This is a genomic window from Streptacidiphilus jeojiense (assembly GCF_000719095.1).
Classification (GTDB): Bacteria; Actinomycetota; Actinomycetes; order Streptomycetales; family Streptomycetaceae; genus Streptacidiphilus; species Streptacidiphilus jeojiensis.
Genome location: NZ_JOEH01000001.1, coordinates 287043 through 307362 on the forward strand (window position 1 = coordinate 287043; position 20320 = coordinate 307362).

A 20320-nucleotide genomic window follows, 5' to 3' on the forward strand; every position below is an offset into this window, starting at 1 on the left:
TCCGCCGGTCAGGCGCCGCGCTGCTCGTCGTGGCGGCGCTGCCAGCGCTGCTCCATGCGGTCCACCACGCCGGTCTTGCGCCTGCGCAGCGGCGCCCCGGTGCGCGGGTCGGCGACACCGATCCTGGGGGCCCGGCGCCAGGCGGTGAACGCGATCGCGGCGCAGGCCAGCATGACCGCGAAGCCCACCACGCCCATCCACCAGAGCCCGGTCACGGCGACACCCATGAGCAGGGCGACACCCACCACGAAGCCCGCCGCGGCCGCGTACATCGTCCGGCGGCTACGGGCGCGCAGGCCGGTACCTTCAAGCGCTGTCGCGAACTTGGGGTCCTCGGCGTACAGCGCTCGCTCCATCTGCTCGAGCAGACGCTGCTCGTGCTCCGAGAGCGGCACGTCGTCCTCCTACTCTGGTCGCTGCTGGCGACCGCCGCCGTCCCCGTCAGGACAGACAGTCCTCCCTGGATCCCGCTTGTGTTGCGTTATGCCCCACCGGCAGGTCTGTCATGCCTTGCTGGCTTTACCCGAATCATACGGTCGACCGTGCCTTTTTGGGGCACGGTGCGCCATCGGAGCCATCCCTAGAACGGCCGGAACGGCACCGAAGTTTCCAAGGTCGCTGTGAGCCGCTGTGAGGTGCGCCGCTGCGTCAGTCCAGTTCGGCGAGCAGGTGCAGCTGGGTGGCGATGGCGTGGAAGGCGGGCTGGGCGGCGGCCGCCTGCTCCAGCGCCAGCAGCGCCTCGACCGCGCCGGGTTCGGTGTCCACCAGCACTCCGGGGACCAGGTCGGCGAAGATCCGTACGCCGTGCACCTCGGCGACCCGCAGCCCCGCGCCCTCGGCCAGCGCGCGCAGCTCCTCGACGGTGAAACGGCGCGGCATCGGGTCGTTGCCGCCCCATCGGCCGTCCGGGTCGTCCAGGACGGTCCGGGCCTCGGCGAAGTGGCCCGCGATGGCCCGGGCCAGCACCGCGCCGTTGCGGTTGGCCGCGAGCAGGCTGACCAGTCCGCCCTTGCGCAGCCCGGCGGTGAGCTGGCCCAGCGCCTCGGCCGGGTCGTCGACGACCTCCAGCACCCCGTGGCAGAGCACCGCGTCGACGCTGTCGGGCTCGACCAGGTCGGCCAGGGTCTGGGTGTCCCCCTGCAGGGCCCGCACCAGATCGGTGACCCCGGCCTCGGCGGCCCGCCGCTCCAGGGCGAACAGCGCGTCCGGGCTGGGGTCGACCACGGTGACCCGGTGTCCGAGCCGGGCCACCGGCACGGCGAAGTTGCCGGTGCCGCCGCCGGTGTCCAGGACGTCCAGCACCGGTCGGCCCAGTTCCCCGGCCCGGCGGGCGAGAGCGGCGCTGACCACCTCCCACACCACGGCGGTCCGGAGAGAACTGCGGGGGCGGGTCGGGTACACGGAGGGGCTCCTCGGGAGGTTCTGGATCTGGCTGCCCCAACCTTAGACCGCGCGCTGGTCGGCGGAGCCCTCCGAAGCCTCGGCGCTGCGGACCGGGTTGAGCGCGACCAGCCGCTGCACCATCCGGACGAACAGCGCGGTGTTGCGGATCAGGTCGTCGGCGTCGCGCATGGTCGCGGCCGAGGCGATGCCCGCCTCCGCCGCGGCGCGCTTGGGGGCGCCCGCCGCGTAGTAGACCGCCCACTCGGCCAGCTCCGGGGCGACCTCGGGCAGCACCTCCCAGGCGCTGCGGATCCGGCCGCGCTTGCGCGGGCCCTCCTCGGGGACGCCGCGCACCGCGAGCACCGCGGCCGAGGCCCGCAGCGCGGCGAGATGGGCCACCGCGTAGCGCTCCAGCGGGCCCTCCATGCTCCGGGCCTCGTCCAGGCCCCGGTAGGCCTGGGCCAGCAGGTCCAGCGCGGCCGGCGGCGCCCCGGCCCGGCGCAGCACCGGATGCACGTCCGAGGGCGGACGGTAGGGCCTGGCCGCGGAGTCGACCCGGCCGGCGGGGTTGGCGGGACCGGCCGGGTTGGCCGCCTGCAGCGGCAACTGCAGCACCTGTGCTGTGGGGATCACCTTGTCGCTCATGGCTGGTTCAGTCCTCCCGTTCGAATCCGGCCGTCAGGCGGGCGTCGGCGTACGCGGCAGCGGCGTACGGGTGAGAGTCCAGCGCCCGGCGGCGCGGTCGAGGCTGAGGTCGTACACGTCGCTGGCGAAGCAGCGGCCCGGGCTGGCCTGCACCCGCCACACCTCGCGGCCCCCGGTCCAGTGGCCGAGCACCTCGCGCACGGCGTAGACCCGGTCCCGCCAGAGGAAGTGCGTGGGCTGCTCCTGGCCGCCCCTGACCTCGATCGGGTCGGCCTGTCCTGCCCCACGCGCGGTGCTGCTCGGCATCCCCGCCATCGCGGCCACCTCCCTCTCCCTGCCATCGACGCTTATTCGAATCTACGTTCGAACAACCTCAGGGTAGCCCCCACCCACGGGCCTGCGTCAATGCCGCAGGCCCCGGGTCGGACCCTCAGCGCCATGCTGCACCCCACCACTGACAATCCGGCCGGGGCCGCCGTCCGCTACCGGGCCACGGGCTCTGCGGGCTCGACGAGTTCGCGTTCGAGCGCGACGGCGGGGGCGACGGCGGGGGCGGCCGCCTCCGGCCCGGACCCCGACGCGGCCGGACCGCCCGGCACGGTGAACAGCGGCAGGAAGATCTGCACCAGCGGGCCGATGGCCAGCGCGTAGGCCACCGTGCCGATGCCGACGCTGCCGCCCATCAGCACCCCGACCACCAGCACGGTGACCTCGATGGTGGTGCGGACCAGCCGGACCGAGCGTCCGGTCCGGCGGCAGAAGCCGGTCATCAGGCCGTCGCGCGGGCCCGGACCGAAGCGGGCGCCGATGTAGAGGCCGCCGGCCATGCCGTTGAGCACGATCCCCGCCATCAACAGGCAGATCCGCAGCGGGACTCCGTGCGGGGTCGGCAGCAGCGCGAGCGCGGCGTCCACCGACAGGCCGATGACGAAGACGTTGCTGACGGTGCCGAGGCCCGGGCGCTGGCGCAGCGGTATCCACAGCAGCAGTACGGCGGCGCCGACGATCATGGTGATGGTGCCGAAGGACAGCCCGATGTGCCTGGTCAGGCCCTGGTGGAAGACGTCCCACGGGTCCAGCCCCAGCGCGGCGCGGATCTGCAGCGCCATGCTCGCCCCGTACAGGGCCAGGCCGACGTAGAGCTGGACCAGCCGGCGGGCCAGCTGCGCGGGCGGTCGGTTCCGGAGCGGTCGGAACAGCCGGAGCGGTCGGTCGGCGGTCGGTCGGTGCACGGGTGGCCCCCCTTGGATTCCTCGGGTACTGATGCCACCCTGGGGGAAAGTGGACCGGCCTTCCAGGGCCAATCAATGAGAGGTGGACTGGTCGTGGTCGTTCGCTCCTCCATCGGCGCGACCCAGCTGGACCGCGCGCTGGGCAGCTGGCAGCGGTCGCGCGAACCCGCCTACCGCGCCCTGGCCGGATCGCTGCGCACGCTGGTCCTGGACGGACGCGTGTCGGTGGAGACCCGGCTCCCGGCCGAACGCGAGCTGTGCACGGTGCTGGGCCTGAGCCGGACCACCGTGGCCGCCGCCTACGAACTGCTGCGCGACGAGGGCTTCCTGGTGAGCCGTCGGGGCTCCGGCAGCTGGACCGCGCTGCCCGAGGGACGGCCGATGCCGGTGGCCGGCCTCTCGCCGTACCCGACCGACCGGGGCGGGGTGATCGACCTGGGCATCGCCGCGCGGCCGGCCGCCGAGCCCTGGATCACCCGGGCGATGACCGCCGCGGTCGCAGAACTGCCCGCCTACACCCGGACCCACGGCACCTTCCCGGCCGGGCTGCAGGTGCTCAGGGAGGCCGTCGCCGAGCGCTTCGCCCAGCGCGGGCTGCCCACCACCCCGGACCAGATCATGATCACCAGCGGCGCCTCCGCCGCGCTGACGCTGCTGCTGCGCGCCCTGGGCGGACCGGCCGAGCGGATCGCGGTGGAGTCCCCCAGCTACGCCAACGCGCTGCAGGCGATCCGCTTCGTCGGCGGCCGGGCGGTGCCGGTCCCGCTGGACCAGGAGGGCTGGTCGATGGACGCCTGGAGCCGGACCCTGCGCGAGGCCGCGCCCGCGCTCGCGTACGTCATCCCCGACTTCCAGAACCCCACCGGACTGCTGATGTCCGATCAGCAGCGCCGCGAGCTGGCCGCCCTGGCCCGGACCACCGGCACCCGGCTGATCGTGGACGAGACCATCGCCGAGATGGCCATCGACGACGTCCCCCCGGTGCTCCCGCTGGCCGCCTTCGACCGGAGCGGCACGGCGATCACCGTCGGCTCGGCCGGCAAGACCTTCTGGGGCGGCCTGCGGATCGGCTGGATCAGGGCGGCCCCCGACCTGATCCGCCGCATCTGCGCGGACCGGGCCAGCCTGGACGTCTGCTCGCCGGTGGTCGAACAGCTGGCGGTCCGTCATCTGCTGGCCGAGTGCCTGCCCGAGGTGCTGGCGTTCCAGCGGGACCGGAACCGGGAGCAGCGCGAGGCGCTCACCACCGCGCTCCGGACCGAGCTGCCCGACTGGACCTTCCGGATGCCGCAGGGCGGCCTGTCGCTCTGGGTCCGGACCGGGGACGGCGGGATGGGCGGCAGCGCACTGGCCGAGGCGGCCCAGCGCTTCGGCGTGTGGATCGGCTCCGGCCCGCGCTTCGGCGTGGACGGCGTGCTGGAGCGCTTCGTCCGGCTGCCCTACGCCCAGCCGCCGGAGGTGCTGCGCGAGGCCGTCCGCCGCCTCGCCGCGGCGAGCGCGGCCGGTACCGGCGCCGGCACGGCGGGACCGGTGGAGTTCTCACTGCTCTGAACGGATCGGCCGACGGATCGGCCCATGGATCCGCCTACGGGGAAGGGACGGTGTCTGCGTCCCGGCGGATCGTTCCGCCGGCCTGCAGGCACCGCCCCACCCGTTCCCCCCGTGATCCCCCCGGATCCCCCTGCCCCTCCCCCTGCGAGGAGGCCGGACGGCGACGTGTCCGTGTCGCCTCTGGCCGGGTCCCGCTCCGCCGCCCCGTGTCGGCGGTGCGGTCCCGAACCAGTCCGTCACCGGTGCTTCCCGGTGCTCCATACTCTGCCCTTTGCGCAGGTCGGGGGGTATCCGCGCTTCTACTCATCCAGCCGCATGGGTAGGACTGAGTACGGGTACTCAGTGATCGCCCCGGGGAACGGGCCCGTTGTCGGTGGCGTCGGCTACGGTGAGCGTGCACCGTTGACCCACGGGTAAGGGGGATCCACCGTGTCGGTCATTCCACTGATCTTCACCAGCAGCTGGGCCAGCGGCATCAACGCCTACGCCGTGGTGCTGCTGCTCGGCCTGTTCGGCCGCTACGACGGCGTCAGCAGCGTCCCGCCCGGCCTGGAGCGGACGGACGTGCTGGTGGCCGCCGCGCTGCTGTGCCTCTGCGAGGTGGTGGCCGACAAGATCCCCTATCTGGACTCGGCCTGGGACGCGGTGCACACGGTGATCCGCCCGGTCGCCGGGGCCGTGGTGGCCGCGCTGATCGCCGGGCACGCCCACGACTCGCTGGCCTCGCTCGCCGCCGCGGCCATGGGCGGCACCACCGCGCTGGTCAGCCATCTGGTCAAGAGCGGCATCCGGATGGGGGTGAACACCTCCCCCGAGCCGTTCAGCAACATAGCGGTCAGCCTGTTCGAGGAGTTCTCGGTCGCGAGCCTGGTGACGCTGGCGCTGTTCCACCCGGTGCCCGCCGCGATCATCGCCGGGGTGCTGCTATTGATCGGCGTACTGATCGTCGGCTTCACCTACTCCCGGATCCGCCGCTACCGGATACGGCGGCGGGAGCGCCGGCAGCGACGGGCCCTGCCGCGTCAGGACGCGGACGTCCGCTCGGGCGGATGACCGCCACGATCAGCAGCAGCGCGACGGCGACGAACAGCGCCGCCACGCCCATGGCGTCGGCCACCCCGTGCGCGAACAGGGCGTGCGGGGAGCGTCCGCCGGAGTGCCGGGTGGCCGAGGCGAACACCGTCAGCAGCAGCGCGGTGCCCAGCGCGCCGCCCATCTGCTGCATGGACTGCAGCGTCCCGGCCGCCGCACCGGACTCCTCCGGACGGACCCCGCCCAGGATGGTGAGGCTCAGCGGCACCATGGTGCAGCCCGCGCCCAGGCCGAACAGCACCATCGGCACCAGGATGCCCGGGGCGAAGCCGGTGTCGGCGCCGACCCGGCTGAGCAGCAGCAGCCCGGCGGCGAGCAGCACCGGCGCCCCGTAGAGGAAGGGCCGCGCACCGGTCCTGGGCACCAGCCTCGGGACGATCCGCGCGCCGGCGAAGAGCAGCAGCACCAGCGGCAGGAACGCGGCGCCGGTCTGCAGGGCGCTGTAGCCGAGGACGTTCTGGAGGTACTGGGTGACGAAGAAGAACATCCCGAACATGCCCGCGGCCAGCATCAGCATGGCCAGGTAACCGCCGCCACTGGCCCGCCGGGTGAGCAGGTGCAGCGGCAGCAGCGGCCGGGCGGTGCGGGACTCGATCACCACGAACGCGCCGAGCAGCAGTACGGCGGCCGCGAAGCAGCCGAGCGTGGAGGCCGCGCCCCAGCCCGCGGTGGCGGCCCGGATGAAGCCGTAGACCAGCGACGCGCTGCCGAGGGTGGCGGTGACCGCACCCGGCAGGTCGAAGCGGCTCGGGTGGCGTTCCGGCTCGCGGATCAGCCTGGGTGCGAGCAGCACCACCGCCAGCCCGAACGGGATGTTGATGAACATGACGGAGCGCCAGGAGAAGGCCGAGGTCAGCACTCCGCCGAGGATCATGCCGACGGCGCCGCCGCCGGCCGACATGCTGGAGTACAGCCCGATGGCGCGGGCCCGCTGCCCGGCGTCCGGGTAGTTGCTGACGATCAGGGCCAGCGTGCTGGGCGCCGCCACGGCCGCGCCGACGCCCTGGGCGGCGCGGGCCACCAGCAGCATGGTCGGGGTGGTGGCCAGGCCGCCGAGCAGCGAGGCCAGGGTGAACAGGGCGATGCCCGCGGTGAGCAGCCGTCGCCGTCCGAGGATGTCGCCCGCGCGGCCGCCGAGGAGCAGCAGCCCGCCGAAGGTCAGCAGGTAGATGTTCGGCACCCAGGACAGCCCTGCCGCGGAGAAGTGCAGGCTGCGCTGGATGCCGGGGAGTGCGATGGAGACCACGGTGGCGTCCAGGACGACCATCAACTGGCAGATGAGGATCACCGCGAGGGCGAGCCCTGGGCGCGGTGGCCGCCGCCCGGTACCGTCCTCACCAGGCGGATCAGCCCGGACGTCTTGGGTTGCGGTGGTGACGGGAGCGATGATGTTCTCGGGCATGGCTCTCCCATGAGGTCATGACGAGGAAGGGAACAAAGCGGAGAGAGTCTCCGGTTCCAAGAACAACGATACGGAGATACTCTCCGTTTATCAACCCTGGGATGAACGATGACCGTGCCGCCGTCTCCACCGGCCCGCCCGATGCGCGCCGACGCCCGTCGCAACTACGAGCGACTGGTCTCGGCCGCCACCGAGGCGTTCCTGGAGAACGGCGCCGACGCCTCCCTGGACGACATCGCCAAGCGTGCGGGCGTCGGCCCGGGCACCCTGTACCGGCACTTCCCGGCCCGGCAGAACCTGATCGACGCGGTGCTGGACCGGTGGATGGCCTCGGTGCTGACCGAGGCCGAGCCGCTGCTCGAGGCGGCCGACCCGGCCGAGGCCCTCGCCGTGTGGCTGCGCAGGCTGGTCTCCCACGTCTACCGCTTCCGCGGGCTCTCCAGCGCGTTGATCCCGCCCGAGGACAAGATGAAGGGCGACTCCCCCGGCTGGGTGCTGCACAGCACCTCCGAGCAGTTGCTCGCGCGCGCCCAGCAGAGCGGTCAGATCCGCTCCGACGTCGTCATCAAGGAAGTGATGATGCTGGTCAGCGGTGTCACCTGGGCCTGCACCAGCGGCAAGGAGGTCGACGCCGACCGGCTGATCGACCTGATCATGAACGGCCTGCGGGTGCGGGACTGAGCGCTCCCCGCGGCGCATAGGATCAGTGCCCATGGCACGAATCGTCGTCATCGGCGCAGGTATGGGCGGGCTCGCGGCAGCGGCACGGCTGGCCACGGTGGGCCACCGGGTCACCGTGTGCGAGGCAGCCGACAGCCACGGCGGCATGGTCGGGCAGTACCGGCGCGAGGGGTTCGGCTTCGACACCGGCCCCACCCTGCTCACCCTGCCCGCCGTCTACCGCGACCTGATGCTGAAGACCGGCCGCACCCGGCTGGAGGACGAGGTCGAGCTGCGCTCGGTGGAGCCGGCCGCCGTGCACCGGCTGCCGGACGGGACCACGGTCGAACTGGCCAACGCCTCCCGGGCCCGGGTGGTCCAGTCCCTGGACCAGGCGCTGGGCGACGGCGCTGGCCTGCGCTGGGGCGAGATGCTGGAGCGCGGACGGGCGGTGTGGGAGGCCACCCGCCGCCCGCTGCTGGAGGAACCGCTGCCGGACGATCCGTCAGCCCTGCACCAGGATCCCTACCCCTTCCCGTCGCCCCGGCGCGGCCTGTTCCGCCGGCCGCTCCCGCCGCAGGGCCTGGCCGACGTCGCCGGACGCGAACTGCGCCACCCCGGGCTGACCGCGCTGCTGGACGAGTACGCGCTGCGCTTCGGCTTCGACCCGCGCCGGGCCCCGGCCTCGCTGACGGCGATCCCGTACATGGAGCAGAGCTTCGGCATCTGGTACGTCACCGGCGGGATGCGCGCCCTCGCCGACGCGGTGCTGCGCCGCTGCGAGCAGCGCCGGGTGGAGCTGCGCTTCGACACCCGGGTCCAGCAGCTTCTCGGCGACGACGACCGGGTCGACGGCGTGCTGCTGGAGGACGGCAGCAAGCTGGACGCCGATGTGGTGGTCGCCGACACCGACCCGGGAGCGCTCGGCGCCGCCGTCGAGCAGCCGACCGCCGAGGCCGCGCCGGGCCGGTTCACCGTGCTGCTCGCGCTGCGCGGCGCGCGTCCCGCCGGGACGGCGCACCGTACCGTCGTGCACGCCGCCGATCGGCTGGACCAGCTGGACGCGCTGTTCTCGGAGTCACCGCGGCTGTGCGAGCGCCCCACCGTGCAGCTGCTGCGTCCTGACGATGCGACACTCGCGCCCGCCGGGCACGAGGCCGCCGTGCTCACGGTGACCGTCCCGGCCCACGGCCGGCTGGACTGGACCGCGGCCGGCCGCGCCGAGGCCTACGCCGACGCCGTCCTCGCCCACGCCGCCCCCGAACTGCGGGAGCGGATGCTGTGGCGCGAGGTCCGCACCCCCGCCGACACCGAGGCCCGGACCGGTGCGACCGGCGGCTCCGTCCCCGGCCCGGCGCTGGCCGGCGGCGGTGGCGACTGGCTCCACGCCGCCAACCGCGCCGCCAGGACCGGCCTCTACCTGGTCGGCGGCGCGGCGCACCCGGGCGGCGGGCTGGCCGGGGTGGGCATGTCGGCGGCGGTCACCGCGGAGCTGATCGGCACGCCGTGACCCGGCGTCAGCCCGGCGTCAGCCGTACTGCTGCTGCCAGGTCTCCTGGCCGGCCGGCTGCGGCTGTTCGACGGGCTGCGGCTGCTCCTGCTGGTAGCCGTACTGGTACTGCTGCTCGTAGGAGGCCGAGGGGTCGTACGCCTGCGCCTGCTGCTGGTACTGCTGCTCGTAGCCGTAGGAGTAGTCGGCCTGCGGCGCGTACTGCTGCTGCTCCGCCGGCTGGACCGGGAAGCCGTTGGTGTCGTACTGGACCTGCGGCTGCGCCTGGGCGTACGCGGGCTGCGCGTACTCCTGGTATTGGTACCCGTAGTCCTGCTGCGGGTAGTCGGTGTAGGGGGTCTCCGGGTAGGGCGTCCCGGCGTACTGGCCCTCTGCGTACTGGCCCTCGGTGTACTGGCCCTGGGCGTACTGCGGCTCGGCGTACGGGGTCTCGCCGTAGGGGGTCCCGGCGTACTCCGGGTAGGGCAGCTGCTGGGGGTCCTCCCCCGCCGCCTCCTGCTCGAAGACCGCGGGGTCGTAGGCGATCGTCGGGGGCGCCTCCTCGATCGGGCCGACCTCGCCGACCCGGACCGCCTCCCCGCGCCCGTCCCCGTCGCCGACCGGTGCGGGCTCGCCCGCCGGGAAGACGCTCGCCAGCAGCGGCACCCCCGCCAGCGGTCCCGGCAGCGACCCGTCCTGGGAGCGGAGCGACCAGTGGCTGGCGGCGCCGGTCTTCACCGAGCGGGTGACCAGGTACTGACCCGCACCGAAGGCCACCACCCCGCCGCCGATCAGCGGCAGGGACCCCTGCGCCACACCCGCCACCAGCGCGAGGAAGCCGACCAGCGCCAGCACCCGCCAGTGCGGCGCGGCCCGGTGCTGCAGCAGCAGCTCCCCCAGCAGCCACAGCGCGACCAGCGCGAACGCGGCGTAGAGCACCGCAAGTCCGATGACTCCCACGGGCTTACCTACCTCTGCCTGCAACGGGCACGGCCGTGCCCCTGCGCACCACGGTACCGTTCAGCCCCTGCGGTCAAGGCCGAGGTTCTGATAGATCTCCGTGGTCACCGTCGAGAAGTTCATGGTCATGAAGTGCAGCCCCGGGGTGCCCTCGGCGAGCAGCCTGCGGCACATCTCGGTGGCGTAGTCGATGCCGATCGCGCGCACCGCCTGCGGGTCCTCCTCGGCCGCCAGCAGCCGGTCGGCGAACTGCTGCGGGATCACAGCGTTGCTGAGCGTGGGGATGCGTCGCAGCGAGCGGACCGAGGTCACCGGCATGATCTCCGGGATGATCGGGGTGTCGCAGCCGGCCGCCGCGACCCGGTCCCGGAACCGCAGGTAGTCGTCCACGTCGAAGAACATCTGGGTGATCGCGTAGTCCGCGCCGGCCCGGCACTTGGCGACGAAGTGCCGGATGTCCTCGTCCCAGTCGGACGACCGCGGGTGCATCTCCGGGAAGGCGGCGACGCCGACGCAGAAGTCGCCCGACTCCTTGATCAGCCGGACCAGGTCGGAGGCGTACTCCGGTCCCTGCGGGTGCTTGACCCACTCGCCCAGCGGGTCGCCCGGCGGGTCCCCGCGCAGCGCCAGGATGTTGCGCACGCCCTGGTCCGCGTAGTGGCCGAGGATGTTGCGCAGCTCGGCGACGCTGTGGTCGACCGCGGTCAGATGGGCGACGGGTGTGAGCGTCGTCTCCTGGGTGATCCGCCCGGTGATGTTGATGGTGCGGCCGCGGGTGGATCCGCCGGCGCCGTAGGTCACGCTGACGAAGGTCGGCGCGAGACCCTCCAGCCTCCGGATCGCCTTCCACAGCCCGACCTCCGCCTCCGCGCTGCGGGGCGGCATGAACTCGAAGGAGTAGGAGCACTTGCCCGCCGCCAGGAGCTCCCGGATGGAGGGCTTGCTGTCGTGCCGGACGCTTGAGGTACCGAGGGCCATGCAGGCAGATTAGCGGCCGTTGGAACCGATGCCGAAACGTCCGTCCACCTACTGATACCGCTCCGGGCGGGCTCCGGGTGGGGATGCGCTCACCGGACCCGCGGACCCCTCGCGTTACGCTGGCTGCTCCCGTACCCGCTCGGAGCCCGCCGGTGTCCCTCACCCATCCTGTCCCCCCGATCGACCTCGCCCGCGTTCCGGGCAGCCCGGTCGACGAGGAACTGCTGCGTTCCCGGGTGGACCGGACCCTGGACCGCTTCCTGGACCGCCAGGAGGCGGTGCTGGCGACGGTGTCGCCGGAGCTGGGCCCGCTGACCGGCACCGTGCGGGCGTTCCTGGACAGCGGCGGGAAGCGGCTGCGGCCCGCCTTCTGCTACTGGGGCTGGCGCGGGGCCGGCGGCGCCCGGGACGACGACGCCGCGGTGGCCGCCTGCTCGGCGCTGGAGCTGCTGCAGGCCAGCGCGCTGGTGCACGACGACCTGATAGACCGCAGCGCCACCCGGCGCGGGCTGCCGTCGGTGCACCGCCGATTCGAGGCCCTGCACGGCGAGCAGGGCTGGCACGGGGACGGCGCGCGGTTCGGGGCCGCCTCCGCGCTGCTGCTCGGCGACCTGCTGCTGGCCTGGTGCGACGAACTGCTCTGGGGCAGCGGGCTGCCGCTGGCGGCGGTGCGCCGGGCCAAGCCGGTGTTCGACCTGATGCGGACCGAGGTGATGGCGGGCCAGTACCTCGACCTGCTGGAGCCGGCCAGCGCGGGCCTCGCCGGGGCGGACCGCGAGGACGCGATCGACCGGGCCCGGACGGTGGTGCACTACAAGGCGGCCAAGTACACCGTGGAGCGCCCGCTCCAGATCGGCGGGCTGCTCGCCGGTGCGGATCCGGCCCTGACGGCCGCCTACGCCGCGTTCGGGCTGCCGCTCGGCGAGGCGTTCCAGCTCCGGGACGACCTGCTGGGCGTCTTCGGCGACCCCGAGGTCACCGGAAAGCCCGCCGGGGACGACCTGCGGGAGGGAAAGCGCACGCTGCTGGTGGCCGAGGCCTCGGCGGCCTGCTCGGCGGGGGACGCCGGGCTGCTGGACGAACTGCTGGGAGCGCCGGACCTGGGCGACCACGAGGTGGGGCTGCTGCGGGCGGCGATCGTGCGCAGTGGCGCACCGGAGCGGGTCGAGCAGCGGATCGCCGCGCTCCGCGGGGAAGCGTTGGCGGCGTTGGAGGCTGCGCCGCTGGTGGAGCCGGAGGCCCGGAGGGTGCTGCGGCGGCTGGCGGGGGCGGCTACCGCACGTCGGTACTGAAGCGCTCGCCTCGGCCGACGGTTGCTGTTCGCGCAGTTCCCCACGCCCCTAAAACAGAAGGGGCGCGGGGAACTGCGCAAACGCTCAGCCCCGCTGACGTACACGTTCCGCCAAAGCTTCGGCCGCAGCATACGGATCCGCCGCCTCGGTCAGGGCCCGTACCACCACGATCCGTCGCGCCCCCGCGTCCAGCACCTGGTCCAGGTTCGAGGCATCGATCCCGCCGATGGCGAACCAGGGCCGCGCCGGTGCCTGCTTGGCCGCGTAGGAGACCAGCTCCAGACCCGGGGCGTGCCGCCCGGGCTTCGTCGGGGTGGGCCAGACCGGCCCCGTGCAGAAGTAGTCGACGCCCGGTTCGGTCAGCGCCGCGTCCACCTCCGCCTCGGCGTGGCAGGAGCGGCCGATCAGAACGGACTCGCCGAGGATCGCCCGCGCCGCGGCCACCGGCAGGTCGTCCTGGCCGAGGTGCAGCACGTCCGGGCGGGCCGCATGGGCCACGTCGGCGCGGTCGTTGACGGCCAGCAGCCGCCCGTGCCGACGGCAGGCGTCGGCGAAGACCTCCAGCGCCGCCAGCTCCTGCCGCGCCTCCAGCCCCTTGTCCCGCAGCTGGACGATGTCCACGCCGCCGGCCAGCACCGCGTCCAGGAACTCTGGCAGGTCCCCCTGCTCGCGCCGGGCGTCGGTGCACAGGTAGAGCCGGGCCTCGTCCAGCGCAGCCACCGCGGACGAACGGCTCACAGCGCCATCGCCTGGGCGCGGCGCTTGACCTCGGTGCCGCGGTTCTCGTTCATGGCCTGGGCCGGGGTGCCGGGCAGCGAGGGGTCCTCGGTGAACAGCCACTCCAGGATCTCCTCGTCGGTGAACCCGGAGTCGTGCATCAGCGTCAGCAGGCCGCAGATGCCCTTCACGGTGCCGTTGGGGCCGATGAAGGCGGCCGGCACCATCAGGGCGTTGTTCTCGCCGCGGCGGACGGCGAGCAGGGTGCCGTCGTCGACGAGACGCCGGACCTTGGTCACCACCACCCCCCACTGCTCGGCGATGTCGGGGACGTTCATCCACGCGGGAATCAGGGCGTCAATCTTGGGATCAATCTGGCTCACGCCCTCAAGACTGCCATCCCCGGCCGCCCCCGCGCACCATCAGGCCCGCACGGCGGCCTTGAGCTGGACCGCGGGGTCGGCCGCGAGCACCGGGTCGAGGGGAGTCCGCCGCTCCAGCAGCCGGCGTCCCTGGACCAGGTCGCGGGGGCGGTCCACCGTCAGCAGCGCCACCGGGACGCCGTCGCGCAGCCACAGCGCGCTCCAGTCGGCGGCCTCCGGGTCCCCGCGCCGGAGCAGGGTGTCGCCGGGGCGGTGGTGGCCGGCGTACTGGACCATGCGGCCGAACTGCTCGGACCAGAAGTAGGGAACGGGGTCGTACTGCTGCTCGCCGCCGAGCGCGTTGGCGGCGGCGACCCGGGCGCCCTGCACCGCGTTGTCCCAGTGGTGGACCATCAGCCGGGTCCGGTAGCGGGCGGAGGGGAAGGAGGCGCAGTCGCCGACGGCCAGCACCCCCTCGGCCGAGGTCCGCAGCCGGTCGTCGGCCGCGATCGCGCCCCGGTCGTCCAGGACGATCCCGGAGCCGTCGAGCCAGCCGGTGTCGGGGCGGGCGCCGATGCCGACCACCACCGCGTCCGCGCCCAGCTCGGTGCCGTCGGTGAGCAGCACCGTCGCCCCGGGGTCGCCCTCCAGCCGGACGTCCCCGTCCACGATGCCGCCGACCGCGGCTCCGGTCCGCAGCTCGACGCCGGCCTCCGCGTACCAGCCGCGCATCCCCTCGGTGATCTCCGCCGGCAGCGCACCGGCCAGCGGCACCGGCGCCGCCTCGACCACGGTGACCTCGCAGCCCAGCCGCCGGGCCACGGTCGCAGCCTCGGCGCCGATCCAGCCGGCACCGACGACCACGATCCTGGCCCCAGGGCGCAGCGCGCCCTTCAGCGCGACGGCGTCGTCATGGGTGCGCAGCAGATGCCTCCGCGCGGACTGCCCGGGCAGGGCGACCGGGCGGGCCCCGGTCGCCAGCACCAGCCGGTCGTACTCCAGCTCCCCGCCGTCGGTGCCCAGCACCCGCCGTACGGGGTCCAGCCCAGTGGCCCGGCGGCCGAGCAGCAACTCGATGCCCCGGCCCGGGAAGTCGATGTCGAAGCGCGAGTGCTCGGCCTTGCCGAGCAGCACGTCCTTGGAGAGCGGCGGCCGGTCGTAGGGCTGGTGCGGCTCGGCGCCCAGCAGCAGCACCTCCCCCTCGTGCCCCTGGTCCCGCAGCGCCACCGCTGTCTGCACCCCGGCCATCCCGGCCCCGACCACGACGATCCGCATCCCGTCACTCTACGGCCGAGCAGGCACGACTACAGTTGTGGGGACCATCCACGGGAGCCCGGCGTACCGGGCTGAGAGGGAGGCAGCAGGGCGGACCGCGCCCCCGGCCTCCGACCGTCCGAACCTGATCCGGGTCATGCCGGCGAAGGGAGTGGGCACCTGTGCCACGTACCAACACCGACGTATCGACCGACGCACCGACCGACGTACTGGTCGTCGGCGGCGGGATCATCGGCCTGGCCACCGCCTGGCGGACCGCCCAGCGCGGCCTCTCGGTGACCGTGCTCGACCCGGATCCGGGCCGTGGCGCCAACCGGGTGGCCGCCGGGATGCTGGCGCCGGTCACCGAGCTGCAGTACGGCGAGGAGGAGCTGCTGCGCCTCGGTATCGCCTCCAACGAGCGCTACGCCGCCTTCGCCGCCGAACTGACCGCCGCGAGCGGACTGCCCACCGGGTACCGGGCCTGCGGCACCCTGGCCGCGGCGCTGGACGCCGACGACCGCGCCGAACTGCGCGAGCTGCACGCCTTCCAGCAGCGGCTGGGCCTGGAGGCCGAGTGGCTGACCGGACGCGAGTGCCGCCGGCTCGAACCCATGCTGGCGCCCTCGGTCCGCGGCGGGCTGCTGGTGACGGGGGACCACCAGGTGGACGGGCGGCGGCTGGGCGCGGCGCTGCTGCGCGCCTGCACCGCGGCCGGGGTGCGGATCCACCGCTCCCGGGCCGCCCGGATCGAGCTGACGGACGCTCAGGACCGGGTGGTCGGCGCCCTCGCCGAGGACGGCACCCGGCTGTCCGCCGGGCAGACCGTGCTCGCGGCCGGCAGCTGGTCCGGGGAGGTCCCCGGGCTGCCACCGGAGGCGCGGCTGCCGGTCCGCCCGGTCAAGGGCCAGATCCTGCGGCTGCGGATGACCACCTCGCTGGGCGCGCCGCTGCCCGGCGGCCCCTTCCTCTCCCGCAACCTCCGGGCCGTGGTCCGCGGCGTGCACCTCTACCTGGTGCCGCGCGAGGACAGCGAGTTGGTCGTCGGCGCGACCATGGAGGAGCAGGGCTTCGACACCACCGTCACCGCCGGCGGGGTGTACGAGCTGCTGCGGGACGCCCATGAGCTCGTCCCCGGGATCACCGAGCTGCCGCTGGTGGAGACCGGCGCCGGGCTGCGTCCCGGCACCCCCGACAACGCCCCGCTGCTGGGGCCCACCGCGCTGCCCGGCCTGGTCGCCGCGACCGGTCACCACCGCAACGGCGTGCTGCTGACCCCGGTCACCGCCGACGCCGTCTCCGCCTACCTGGCCACCGGCGTGCTGCCGCCGGAGGCCGCCCTGTTCACCCCCGCCCGCTTCTCCCTCCTGGAGGCCAGCTCATGACGCCCCCCGCGACCCCCGTGACGGCGACCCTCGCCATCCGCGTCAACGGCGACCCGCGCCTGGTCGCCCCCGGCACCACCCTGGCCGAGGTCGTCGCCGAGCTCAGCTCGGCGCCCTCCGGCATAGCCGCAGCCGTCAACGAGACGGTCGTGCCGCGCGGCGCCTGGTCCGCCACGGCTCTGGCCGCCGACGACCGGATCGAGATCCTCACCGCCGTCCAGGGAGGCTGACAGACGATGTCCGACGACACCCTGACCATCGCCGGCCGCAGCTTCGGCTCGCGGCTGATCATGGGCACCGGCGGCGCCCCCAGCCTGGAGGTGCTGGAGCAGGCGCTGCGGCTGTCCGGCACCGAGCTGACCACCGTGGCCATGCGCAGGATCAACCCCGCCGCCCGCGGCTCGGTGCTGGAGGTGCTGCAGCGCAACAACATCGCCGTGCTGCCGAACACCGCCGGCTGCTTCACCGCGGGCGAGGCGGTGCTCACCGCCAGGCTGGCCCGCGAGGCGCTGGGTACGAACTGGGTGAAACTCGAGGTGGTCGCCGACGAGCGGACCCTGCTGCCCGACCCGATCGAACTGCTGGACGCCGCCGAGACCCTGGTCGACGACGGCTTCGTGGTCCTCCCGTACACCAACGACGACCCGGTGCTGGCCCGCAAGCTGGAGGACGTGGGCTGCGCCGCGGTGATGCCGCTGGGCTCCCCGATCGGCTCGGGCCTCGGCATCCGAAATCCGCACAACTTCCAGCTGATCGTGGAGCGGGCCCAGGTCCCGGTGGTGCTGGACGCCGGCGCCGGCACTGCCTCCGACGCCGCACTGGCGATGGAGCTGGGCTGCGCCGCGGTGATGCTGGCCACCGCCGTCACCCGGGCCCAGCACCCGGCGCTGATGGCCGAGGCCATGCGGCACGCCGTCGAGGCCGGTCGGCTGGCCCACCGCGCCGGACGGATCCCGCGCCGCTTCCACGCCGAGGCCTCGTCGCCGATGGCCGGTCGCGCCGAGCTCGACCCGGAGGCCCCGGCCTTCTGAGCCGGGCCGGGGGGTGACCCGGGTCACTCAGTCCTTACCGTCCGGCAACAACTCGACCGTCGGTGCGCCCGCAGCCGGCTCCGGGCCCCGTAAACTCCCTGGAATGGACACTGCCCTGCACGACCCCCTCCTCGGGCGGCTGCTCGATGCCCGCTACAGGGTCGAGCAGCGGATCGCCGTCGGCGGCATGGCCACCGTCTACCGGGGCCTGGACACCCGGCTGGAACGGGTCGTCGCGCTCAAGGTGATGCACCCGGGGCTGGCCAGTGACCCCGAGTTCACCTCCCGCTTCATCCGCGAGGCCAAGGCCGTGGCCCGGCTCTCGCACCCCAACGTGGTGAACGTGTTCGACCAGGGCCAGGACGGCGACGCCGTCTTCCTGGCCATGGAGTACGTACCCGGCTGGACCCTGCGCGACCTGATGCGGGACCGCGGCGCGCTGGCGCCGCGCACCGTGCTGGACATCCTGGAGCCGATCCTGGCCGGGCTGGGCGCCGCGCACCGGGCCGGACTGGTGCACCGGGACGTCAAGCCGGAGAACGTGCTGCTCACCGAGGACGGCCGGGTCAAGGTCACCGACTTCGGCCTGGTCCGGGCGGTGAGCGGGGAGAGCCAGGCGACGACCGGTCAGGTCATGGGCACCGTCTCCTACCTGGCGCCGGAACAGATCGAGCAGGGCGCCACCGACCCGCGCACCGACGTCTACGCCTGCGGCATCCTGATGTTCGAGATGCTCACCGGTTCCAAGCCCTACACCGGCGACAGCCCGATGCAGGTCGTCTACCAGCACATCAGCATGGACGTACCGCCGCCCTCGTCGCTGGTCCCGGGCCTGGCACCGGAGCTGGACGCCATAACGACGGCAGCGGCCTCCCGGGACGCCAACCGCAGGCCGGCCGACGCCGTCGCCCTGCTCGCCGCCCTCCAGCACATCCGCCGCGGCCTGAGCCCGGCCCAGCTGGACGCCGAGCCCGGCCTGCCGTTCCAGCCCGGCCCGCAGCAGCCGCCGGTGGAACGCACCAGCATCATGCGCGAACTGCCGCCCGACCTGGTGATGCCCCGGCGCACCCCGCCGGAGGAACGCTTCGCCCCACCACCGTCCCGCGCCGCCCGCCGCCCGCAGCGGCGGCGCCGCCGCTGGGTCGTCCCCGCGGTGGTGCTGCTGGTGATCGGCCTGGTCGCCGGCGGCGCCACCTGGGCGCTGGACGGCCTCTACATGCGGATGCCGAGCGTGCTCGGCCAGACCCAGGGCCAGGCGGTGCAGACCCTGCAGGCCGACGGCCTGACCGTCACCGTCACCCAGGACTTCAGCACGACCGTGGCCAGCGGCAAGGTGATCAGCACCAACCCGGGCGTGGGGACCAGGATCCGCAAGGACTCCACGGTGACCCTGGACGTCTCCAAGGGCCCGGACCGCCCGGCCGTCCCGGACGTCACCGGCAAGTCCCAGTCCGCCGCCGAGCAGGCGATCAAGGACGCCGGGCTCGCCGTCGGCCAGGTCACCCAGCAGGCCAGCGACAGCATCTCCCAGGGCGACGTGATCAGCACCGACCCGGCGGTCGGCACCAAGGAGCAGCCCAACACCGTGGTCAACCTGGTCGTCAGCTCCGGCGCCCAGCCGGTGCCGCTGCCGGACGTGGTCGGCGAGTCGGTCGACCAGGCCACCTCGGACCTGCAGGACGCCGGGTTCAACGTCCAGCTCGACCCCAACCAGGTCTACTCCCCCGACGCCGCGGCCGGCGACGTCGCCGCGCAGAGCCCCAACGGCGACAGCGCCTCCAAGGGCAGCACGGTGACCCTGACCGTCTCCAAGGGCCAGCAGCAGGCCACCGTCCCGGATGTGACCGGGCAGAGCGAGAAGGACGCCCGGAAGGCCCTGGAGGGCGCCGGCTTCCAGGTGCAGACCGTCAAGCTCAACCCGTTCGGCACCCCGACCGTGCACAACCAGAGCCCCGGCGGGAACCAGCAGGCGGCGCTGGGCAGCAAGGTCACCATCTGGCTGTACTGACCACTGGTTGTACCGGGCACCTTGTATCGATTTGGGTAACCCCGCTGACAGAGCGTCCGAGGGGCCTCCGTAGACTCCGTGCGCATGACCTCACCTGCGGCGGTTGACCTCTTCGACACCATGGCCACCATGCGGGCCATGCGCCGGCTGAGCGCCGAGCCGGTGCCGGACGAACTGCTGGAGAAGCTGGTCCAGGCAGCCGTCAACGGTCCGAGCGGCCACAACGCCCAGGACTACGAGTACGTGCTGGTCACCGACCGCGACATGATGACCACACTGGCCCCGCTCTGGGCCCGCTGCGTGGACGCCTACCTCGCCTCGGCCGGCCGGACCATCCCCGCCCCGATGGACGAGGACGCCTACGACCGGATGCGCGCGGCGATCGAGTACCAGCGGGACCACTTCACCGACATCCCGGCCCTGATCATCCCCTGCTACCGCTCCCCCAAGTTCACCGCCGACCTGGGCAGCCTGCGCGGCATGGTCACCCAGCTCGGCACCGCCGGGCTCAGCCGGCTGGCCACCCACGGCGGCCGGTTCAACCTGCTCGCCGAGGCCTCCAGCGTCTACCCGGGCATCCAGAACCTGCTCCTGGCCGCCCGCGGCCTGGGCCTGGGCGCCAATCTGACGATCTGGCACCTGCTCCTGGAACGCGAGTGGAAGGCCGCCCTCGGCATCCCCTCCGAGGTCCACACCTTCGGCATCATCCCGGTCGGCTGGCCCCTCGGCCGCTTCGGCCCGGTCCGCCGCCGCCCCCTCGCCGACGTCCTGCACCGCGACCGCTGGTAGCCCTGACGACCGTTCAGAGGCACAGATCCAGGAAGCCGGGGTGGCCCCCACTCTTCCTGGTCCACGGCTGCCGCGGCGGGCAGCCGAGGC

At 73.6% G+C, this 20320-nt stretch carries 21 protein-coding genes; 10 read left to right on the forward strand and 11 right to left on the reverse strand.

From position 1 onward, the window contains the following. Positions 1 to 8: 8 nt before the first annotated feature. The 5 genes from IF29_RS0101240 to yczE all read right to left on the reverse strand — a co-directional run bounded on the left by IF29_RS0101240 (position 9) and on the right by yczE (position 3137). On the reverse strand, positions 9 to 395 hold the full coding sequence (locus IF29_RS0101240; protein ID WP_030248404.1) for a DUF3040 domain-containing protein: 387 nt from the start codon (positions 393 to 395) through the stop codon (positions 9 to 11). Between the two features lie 253 nt (positions 396 to 648). Then, positions 649 to 1401 carry a methyltransferase domain-containing protein gene (locus IF29_RS0101245; protein ID WP_030248406.1) on the reverse strand — a complete coding sequence of 251 codons (753 nt, stop codon included), beginning with the start codon at positions 1399 to 1401 and terminating at the stop codon, positions 649 to 651. A gap of 42 nt (positions 1402 to 1443) precedes the next feature. Continuing rightward, complete coding sequence (locus tag IF29_RS0101250; protein ID WP_198037235.1) at positions 1444 to 2028, reverse strand: SAV_6107 family HEPN domain-containing protein; 585 nt, start codon at positions 2026 to 2028, stop codon at positions 1444 to 1446. A gap of 33 nt (positions 2029 to 2061) precedes the next feature. Then, positions 2062 to 2343, reverse strand: a complete 282-nt coding sequence (locus IF29_RS0101255) for a DUF6504 family protein (RefSeq protein WP_232241983.1) — start codon at positions 2341 to 2343, stop codon at positions 2062 to 2064. A gap of 167 nt (positions 2344 to 2510) precedes the next feature. After that, positions 2511 to 3137, reverse strand: coding sequence for a membrane protein YczE (gene yczE, locus IF29_RS0101260; protein ID WP_232241984.1), 627 nt, complete (start codon positions 3135 to 3137; stop codon positions 2511 to 2513). 198 nt (positions 3138 to 3335) lie between these two features. Between yczE and yczR the strand changes: the two genes are divergently transcribed. After that, on the forward strand, positions 3336 to 4811 hold the full coding sequence (gene yczR / locus IF29_RS0101265; protein ID WP_030248414.1) for a MocR-like transcription factor YczR: 1476 nt from the start codon (positions 3336 to 3338) through the stop codon (positions 4809 to 4811). Between the two features lie 429 nt (positions 4812 to 5240). Next, on the forward strand, positions 5241 to 5864 hold the full coding sequence (locus tag IF29_RS0101270) for a DUF4126 domain-containing protein (RefSeq protein ID WP_030248416.1): 624 nt from the start codon (positions 5241 to 5243) through the stop codon (positions 5862 to 5864). On the opposite strand, the gene IF29_RS0101275 is transcribed toward IF29_RS0101270, so the two are convergent. Next, a complete protein-coding gene (locus IF29_RS0101275; protein WP_084713342.1) occupies positions 5764 to 7305 on the reverse strand; it encodes an MFS transporter in 1542 nt (513 codons plus the stop codon). The genes IF29_RS0101270 and IF29_RS0101275 overlap by 101 nt on opposite strands. A 108-nt stretch (positions 7306 to 7413) precedes the next feature. Between IF29_RS0101275 and IF29_RS0101280 the strand changes: the two genes are divergently transcribed. Beyond that, a complete protein-coding gene (locus IF29_RS0101280; RefSeq protein ID WP_030248420.1) occupies positions 7414 to 7986 on the forward strand; it encodes a TetR/AcrR family transcriptional regulator in 573 nt (190 codons plus the stop codon). A gap of 31 nt (positions 7987 to 8017) precedes the next feature. Beyond that, positions 8018 to 9475, forward strand: a complete 1458-nt coding sequence (locus tag IF29_RS0101285) for a phytoene desaturase family protein (protein ID WP_030248422.1) — start codon at positions 8018 to 8020, stop codon at positions 9473 to 9475. A gap of 18 nt (positions 9476 to 9493) precedes the next feature. On the opposite strand, the gene IF29_RS0101290 is transcribed toward IF29_RS0101285, so the two are convergent. Together IF29_RS0101290 and metF are read right to left on the reverse strand one after the other, a co-directional pair. Continuing rightward, positions 9494 to 10414 (reverse strand): hypothetical protein, encoded by a 921-nt coding sequence (locus IF29_RS0101290; RefSeq protein ID WP_030248424.1) that lies wholly within the window; start codon positions 10412 to 10414, stop codon positions 9494 to 9496. A gap of 60 nt (positions 10415 to 10474) precedes the next feature. Continuing rightward, a complete protein-coding gene (gene metF, locus IF29_RS0101295; RefSeq protein ID WP_030248425.1) occupies positions 10475 to 11392 on the reverse strand; it encodes a methylenetetrahydrofolate reductase [NAD(P)H] in 918 nt (305 codons plus the stop codon). Positions 11393 to 11544: 152 nt separating this feature from the next. Between metF and IF29_RS0101300 the strand changes: the two genes are divergently transcribed. After that, entirely contained in the window at positions 11545 to 12684 is a 1140-nt protein-coding gene (locus IF29_RS0101300) for a polyprenyl synthetase family protein (RefSeq protein WP_269664917.1), read from the forward strand. An 84-nt stretch (positions 12685 to 12768) separates the two neighbouring features. Here IF29_RS0101300 and thiE read toward each other — a convergent pair whose 3' ends face one another. Genes thiE through IF29_RS0101315 form a run of 3 tightly spaced genes read right to left on the reverse strand, consistent with a single transcriptional unit; the run spans position 12769 to position 15038 of the window. Next, the gene (gene thiE, locus IF29_RS0101305; protein ID WP_030248428.1) at positions 12769 to 13422 is read right to left on the reverse strand and encodes a thiamine phosphate synthase; all 654 of its coding nucleotides are present in this window, start codon (positions 13420 to 13422) and stop codon (positions 12769 to 12771) included. Further along, entirely contained in the window at positions 13419 to 13784 is a 366-nt protein-coding gene (locus tag IF29_RS0101310) for an Rv2175c family DNA-binding protein (protein ID WP_030248429.1), read from the reverse strand. The genes thiE and IF29_RS0101310 overlap by 4 nt, the downstream gene beginning before the upstream one ends. Before the next feature lie 39 nt (positions 13785 to 13823). Beyond that, positions 13824 to 15038 carry an NAD(P)/FAD-dependent oxidoreductase gene (locus tag IF29_RS0101315; RefSeq protein WP_030248430.1) on the reverse strand — a complete coding sequence of 405 codons (1215 nt, stop codon included), beginning with the start codon at positions 15036 to 15038 and terminating at the stop codon, positions 13824 to 13826. Between the two features lie 161 nt (positions 15039 to 15199). Between IF29_RS0101315 and thiO the strand changes: the two genes are divergently transcribed. The 5 genes from thiO to IF29_RS0101340 all read left to right on the forward strand — a co-directional run bounded on the left by thiO (position 15200) and on the right by IF29_RS0101340 (position 20230). Then, positions 15200 to 16402, forward strand: coding sequence for a glycine oxidase ThiO (thiO, locus tag IF29_RS0101320; protein ID WP_051724747.1), 1203 nt, complete (start codon positions 15200 to 15202; stop codon positions 16400 to 16402). Then, positions 16399 to 16632, forward strand: coding sequence for a sulfur carrier protein ThiS (gene thiS / locus IF29_RS0101325; protein ID WP_030248432.1), 234 nt, complete (start codon positions 16399 to 16401; stop codon positions 16630 to 16632). Before thiO ends, thiS begins: the two co-directional genes overlap by 4 nt. Before the next feature lie 6 nt (positions 16633 to 16638). Then, positions 16639 to 17433 (forward strand): thiazole synthase, encoded by a 795-nt coding sequence (locus tag IF29_RS0101330; protein WP_030248433.1) that lies wholly within the window; start codon positions 16639 to 16641, stop codon positions 17431 to 17433. 103 nt (positions 17434 to 17536) lie between these two features. Next, a complete protein-coding gene (gene pknB, locus IF29_RS0101335; RefSeq protein ID WP_030248435.1) occupies positions 17537 to 19441 on the forward strand; it encodes a Stk1 family PASTA domain-containing Ser/Thr kinase in 1905 nt (634 codons plus the stop codon). 84 nt (positions 19442 to 19525) lie between these two features. Then, positions 19526 to 20230, forward strand: coding sequence for a nitroreductase family protein (locus IF29_RS0101340; RefSeq protein WP_030248436.1), 705 nt, complete (start codon positions 19526 to 19528; stop codon positions 20228 to 20230). The last annotated feature ends 90 nt before the right edge of the window (positions 20231 to 20320 follow it).

What these genes read in the sequence shown, in the direction of transcription:
- IF29_RS0101250 (WP_198037235.1), bottom strand. Translation starts at nt 2,028, where the DNA reads ATGAGCGACAAGGTGATCCCCACAGCACAGGTGCTGCAGTTGCCGCTG.
- IF29_RS0101255 (WP_232241983.1), bottom strand. Translation starts at nt 2,343, where the DNA reads ATGGCGGGGATGCCGAGCAGCACCGCGCGTGGGGCAGGACAGGCCGAC.
- yczE (WP_232241984.1), bottom strand. Translation starts at nt 3,137, where the DNA reads ATGGCGCTGCAGATCCGCGCCGCGCTGGGGCTGGACCCGTGGGACGTC.
- yczR (WP_030248414.1), top strand. Translation starts at nt 3,336, where the DNA reads ATGAGAGGTGGACTGGTCGTGGTCGTTCGCTCCTCCATCGGCGCGACC.
- IF29_RS0101275 (WP_084713342.1), bottom strand. Translation starts at nt 7,305, where the DNA reads ATGCCCGAGAACATCATCGCTCCCGTCACCACCGCAACCCAAGACGTC.
- IF29_RS0101280 (WP_030248420.1), top strand. Translation starts at nt 7,414, where the DNA reads ATGACCGTGCCGCCGTCTCCACCGGCCCGCCCGATGCGCGCCGACGCC.
- IF29_RS0101285 (WP_030248422.1), top strand. Translation starts at nt 8,018, where the DNA reads ATGGCACGAATCGTCGTCATCGGCGCAGGTATGGGCGGGCTCGCGGCA.
- metF (WP_030248425.1), bottom strand. Translation starts at nt 11,392, where the DNA reads ATGGCCCTCGGTACCTCAAGCGTCCGGCACGACAGCAAGCCCTCCATC.
- IF29_RS0101315 (WP_030248430.1), bottom strand. Translation starts at nt 15,038, where the DNA reads ATGCGGATCGTCGTGGTCGGGGCCGGGATGGCCGGGGTGCAGACAGCG.
- thiS (WP_030248432.1), top strand. Translation starts at nt 16,399, where the DNA reads ATGACGCCCCCCGCGACCCCCGTGACGGCGACCCTCGCCATCCGCGTC.
- IF29_RS0101330 (WP_030248433.1), top strand. Translation starts at nt 16,639, where the DNA reads ATGTCCGACGACACCCTGACCATCGCCGGCCGCAGCTTCGGCTCGCGG.
- pknB (WP_030248435.1), top strand. Translation starts at nt 17,537, where the DNA reads ATGGACACTGCCCTGCACGACCCCCTCCTCGGGCGGCTGCTCGATGCC.
- IF29_RS0101340 (WP_030248436.1), top strand. Translation starts at nt 19,526, where the DNA reads ATGACCTCACCTGCGGCGGTTGACCTCTTCGACACCATGGCCACCATG.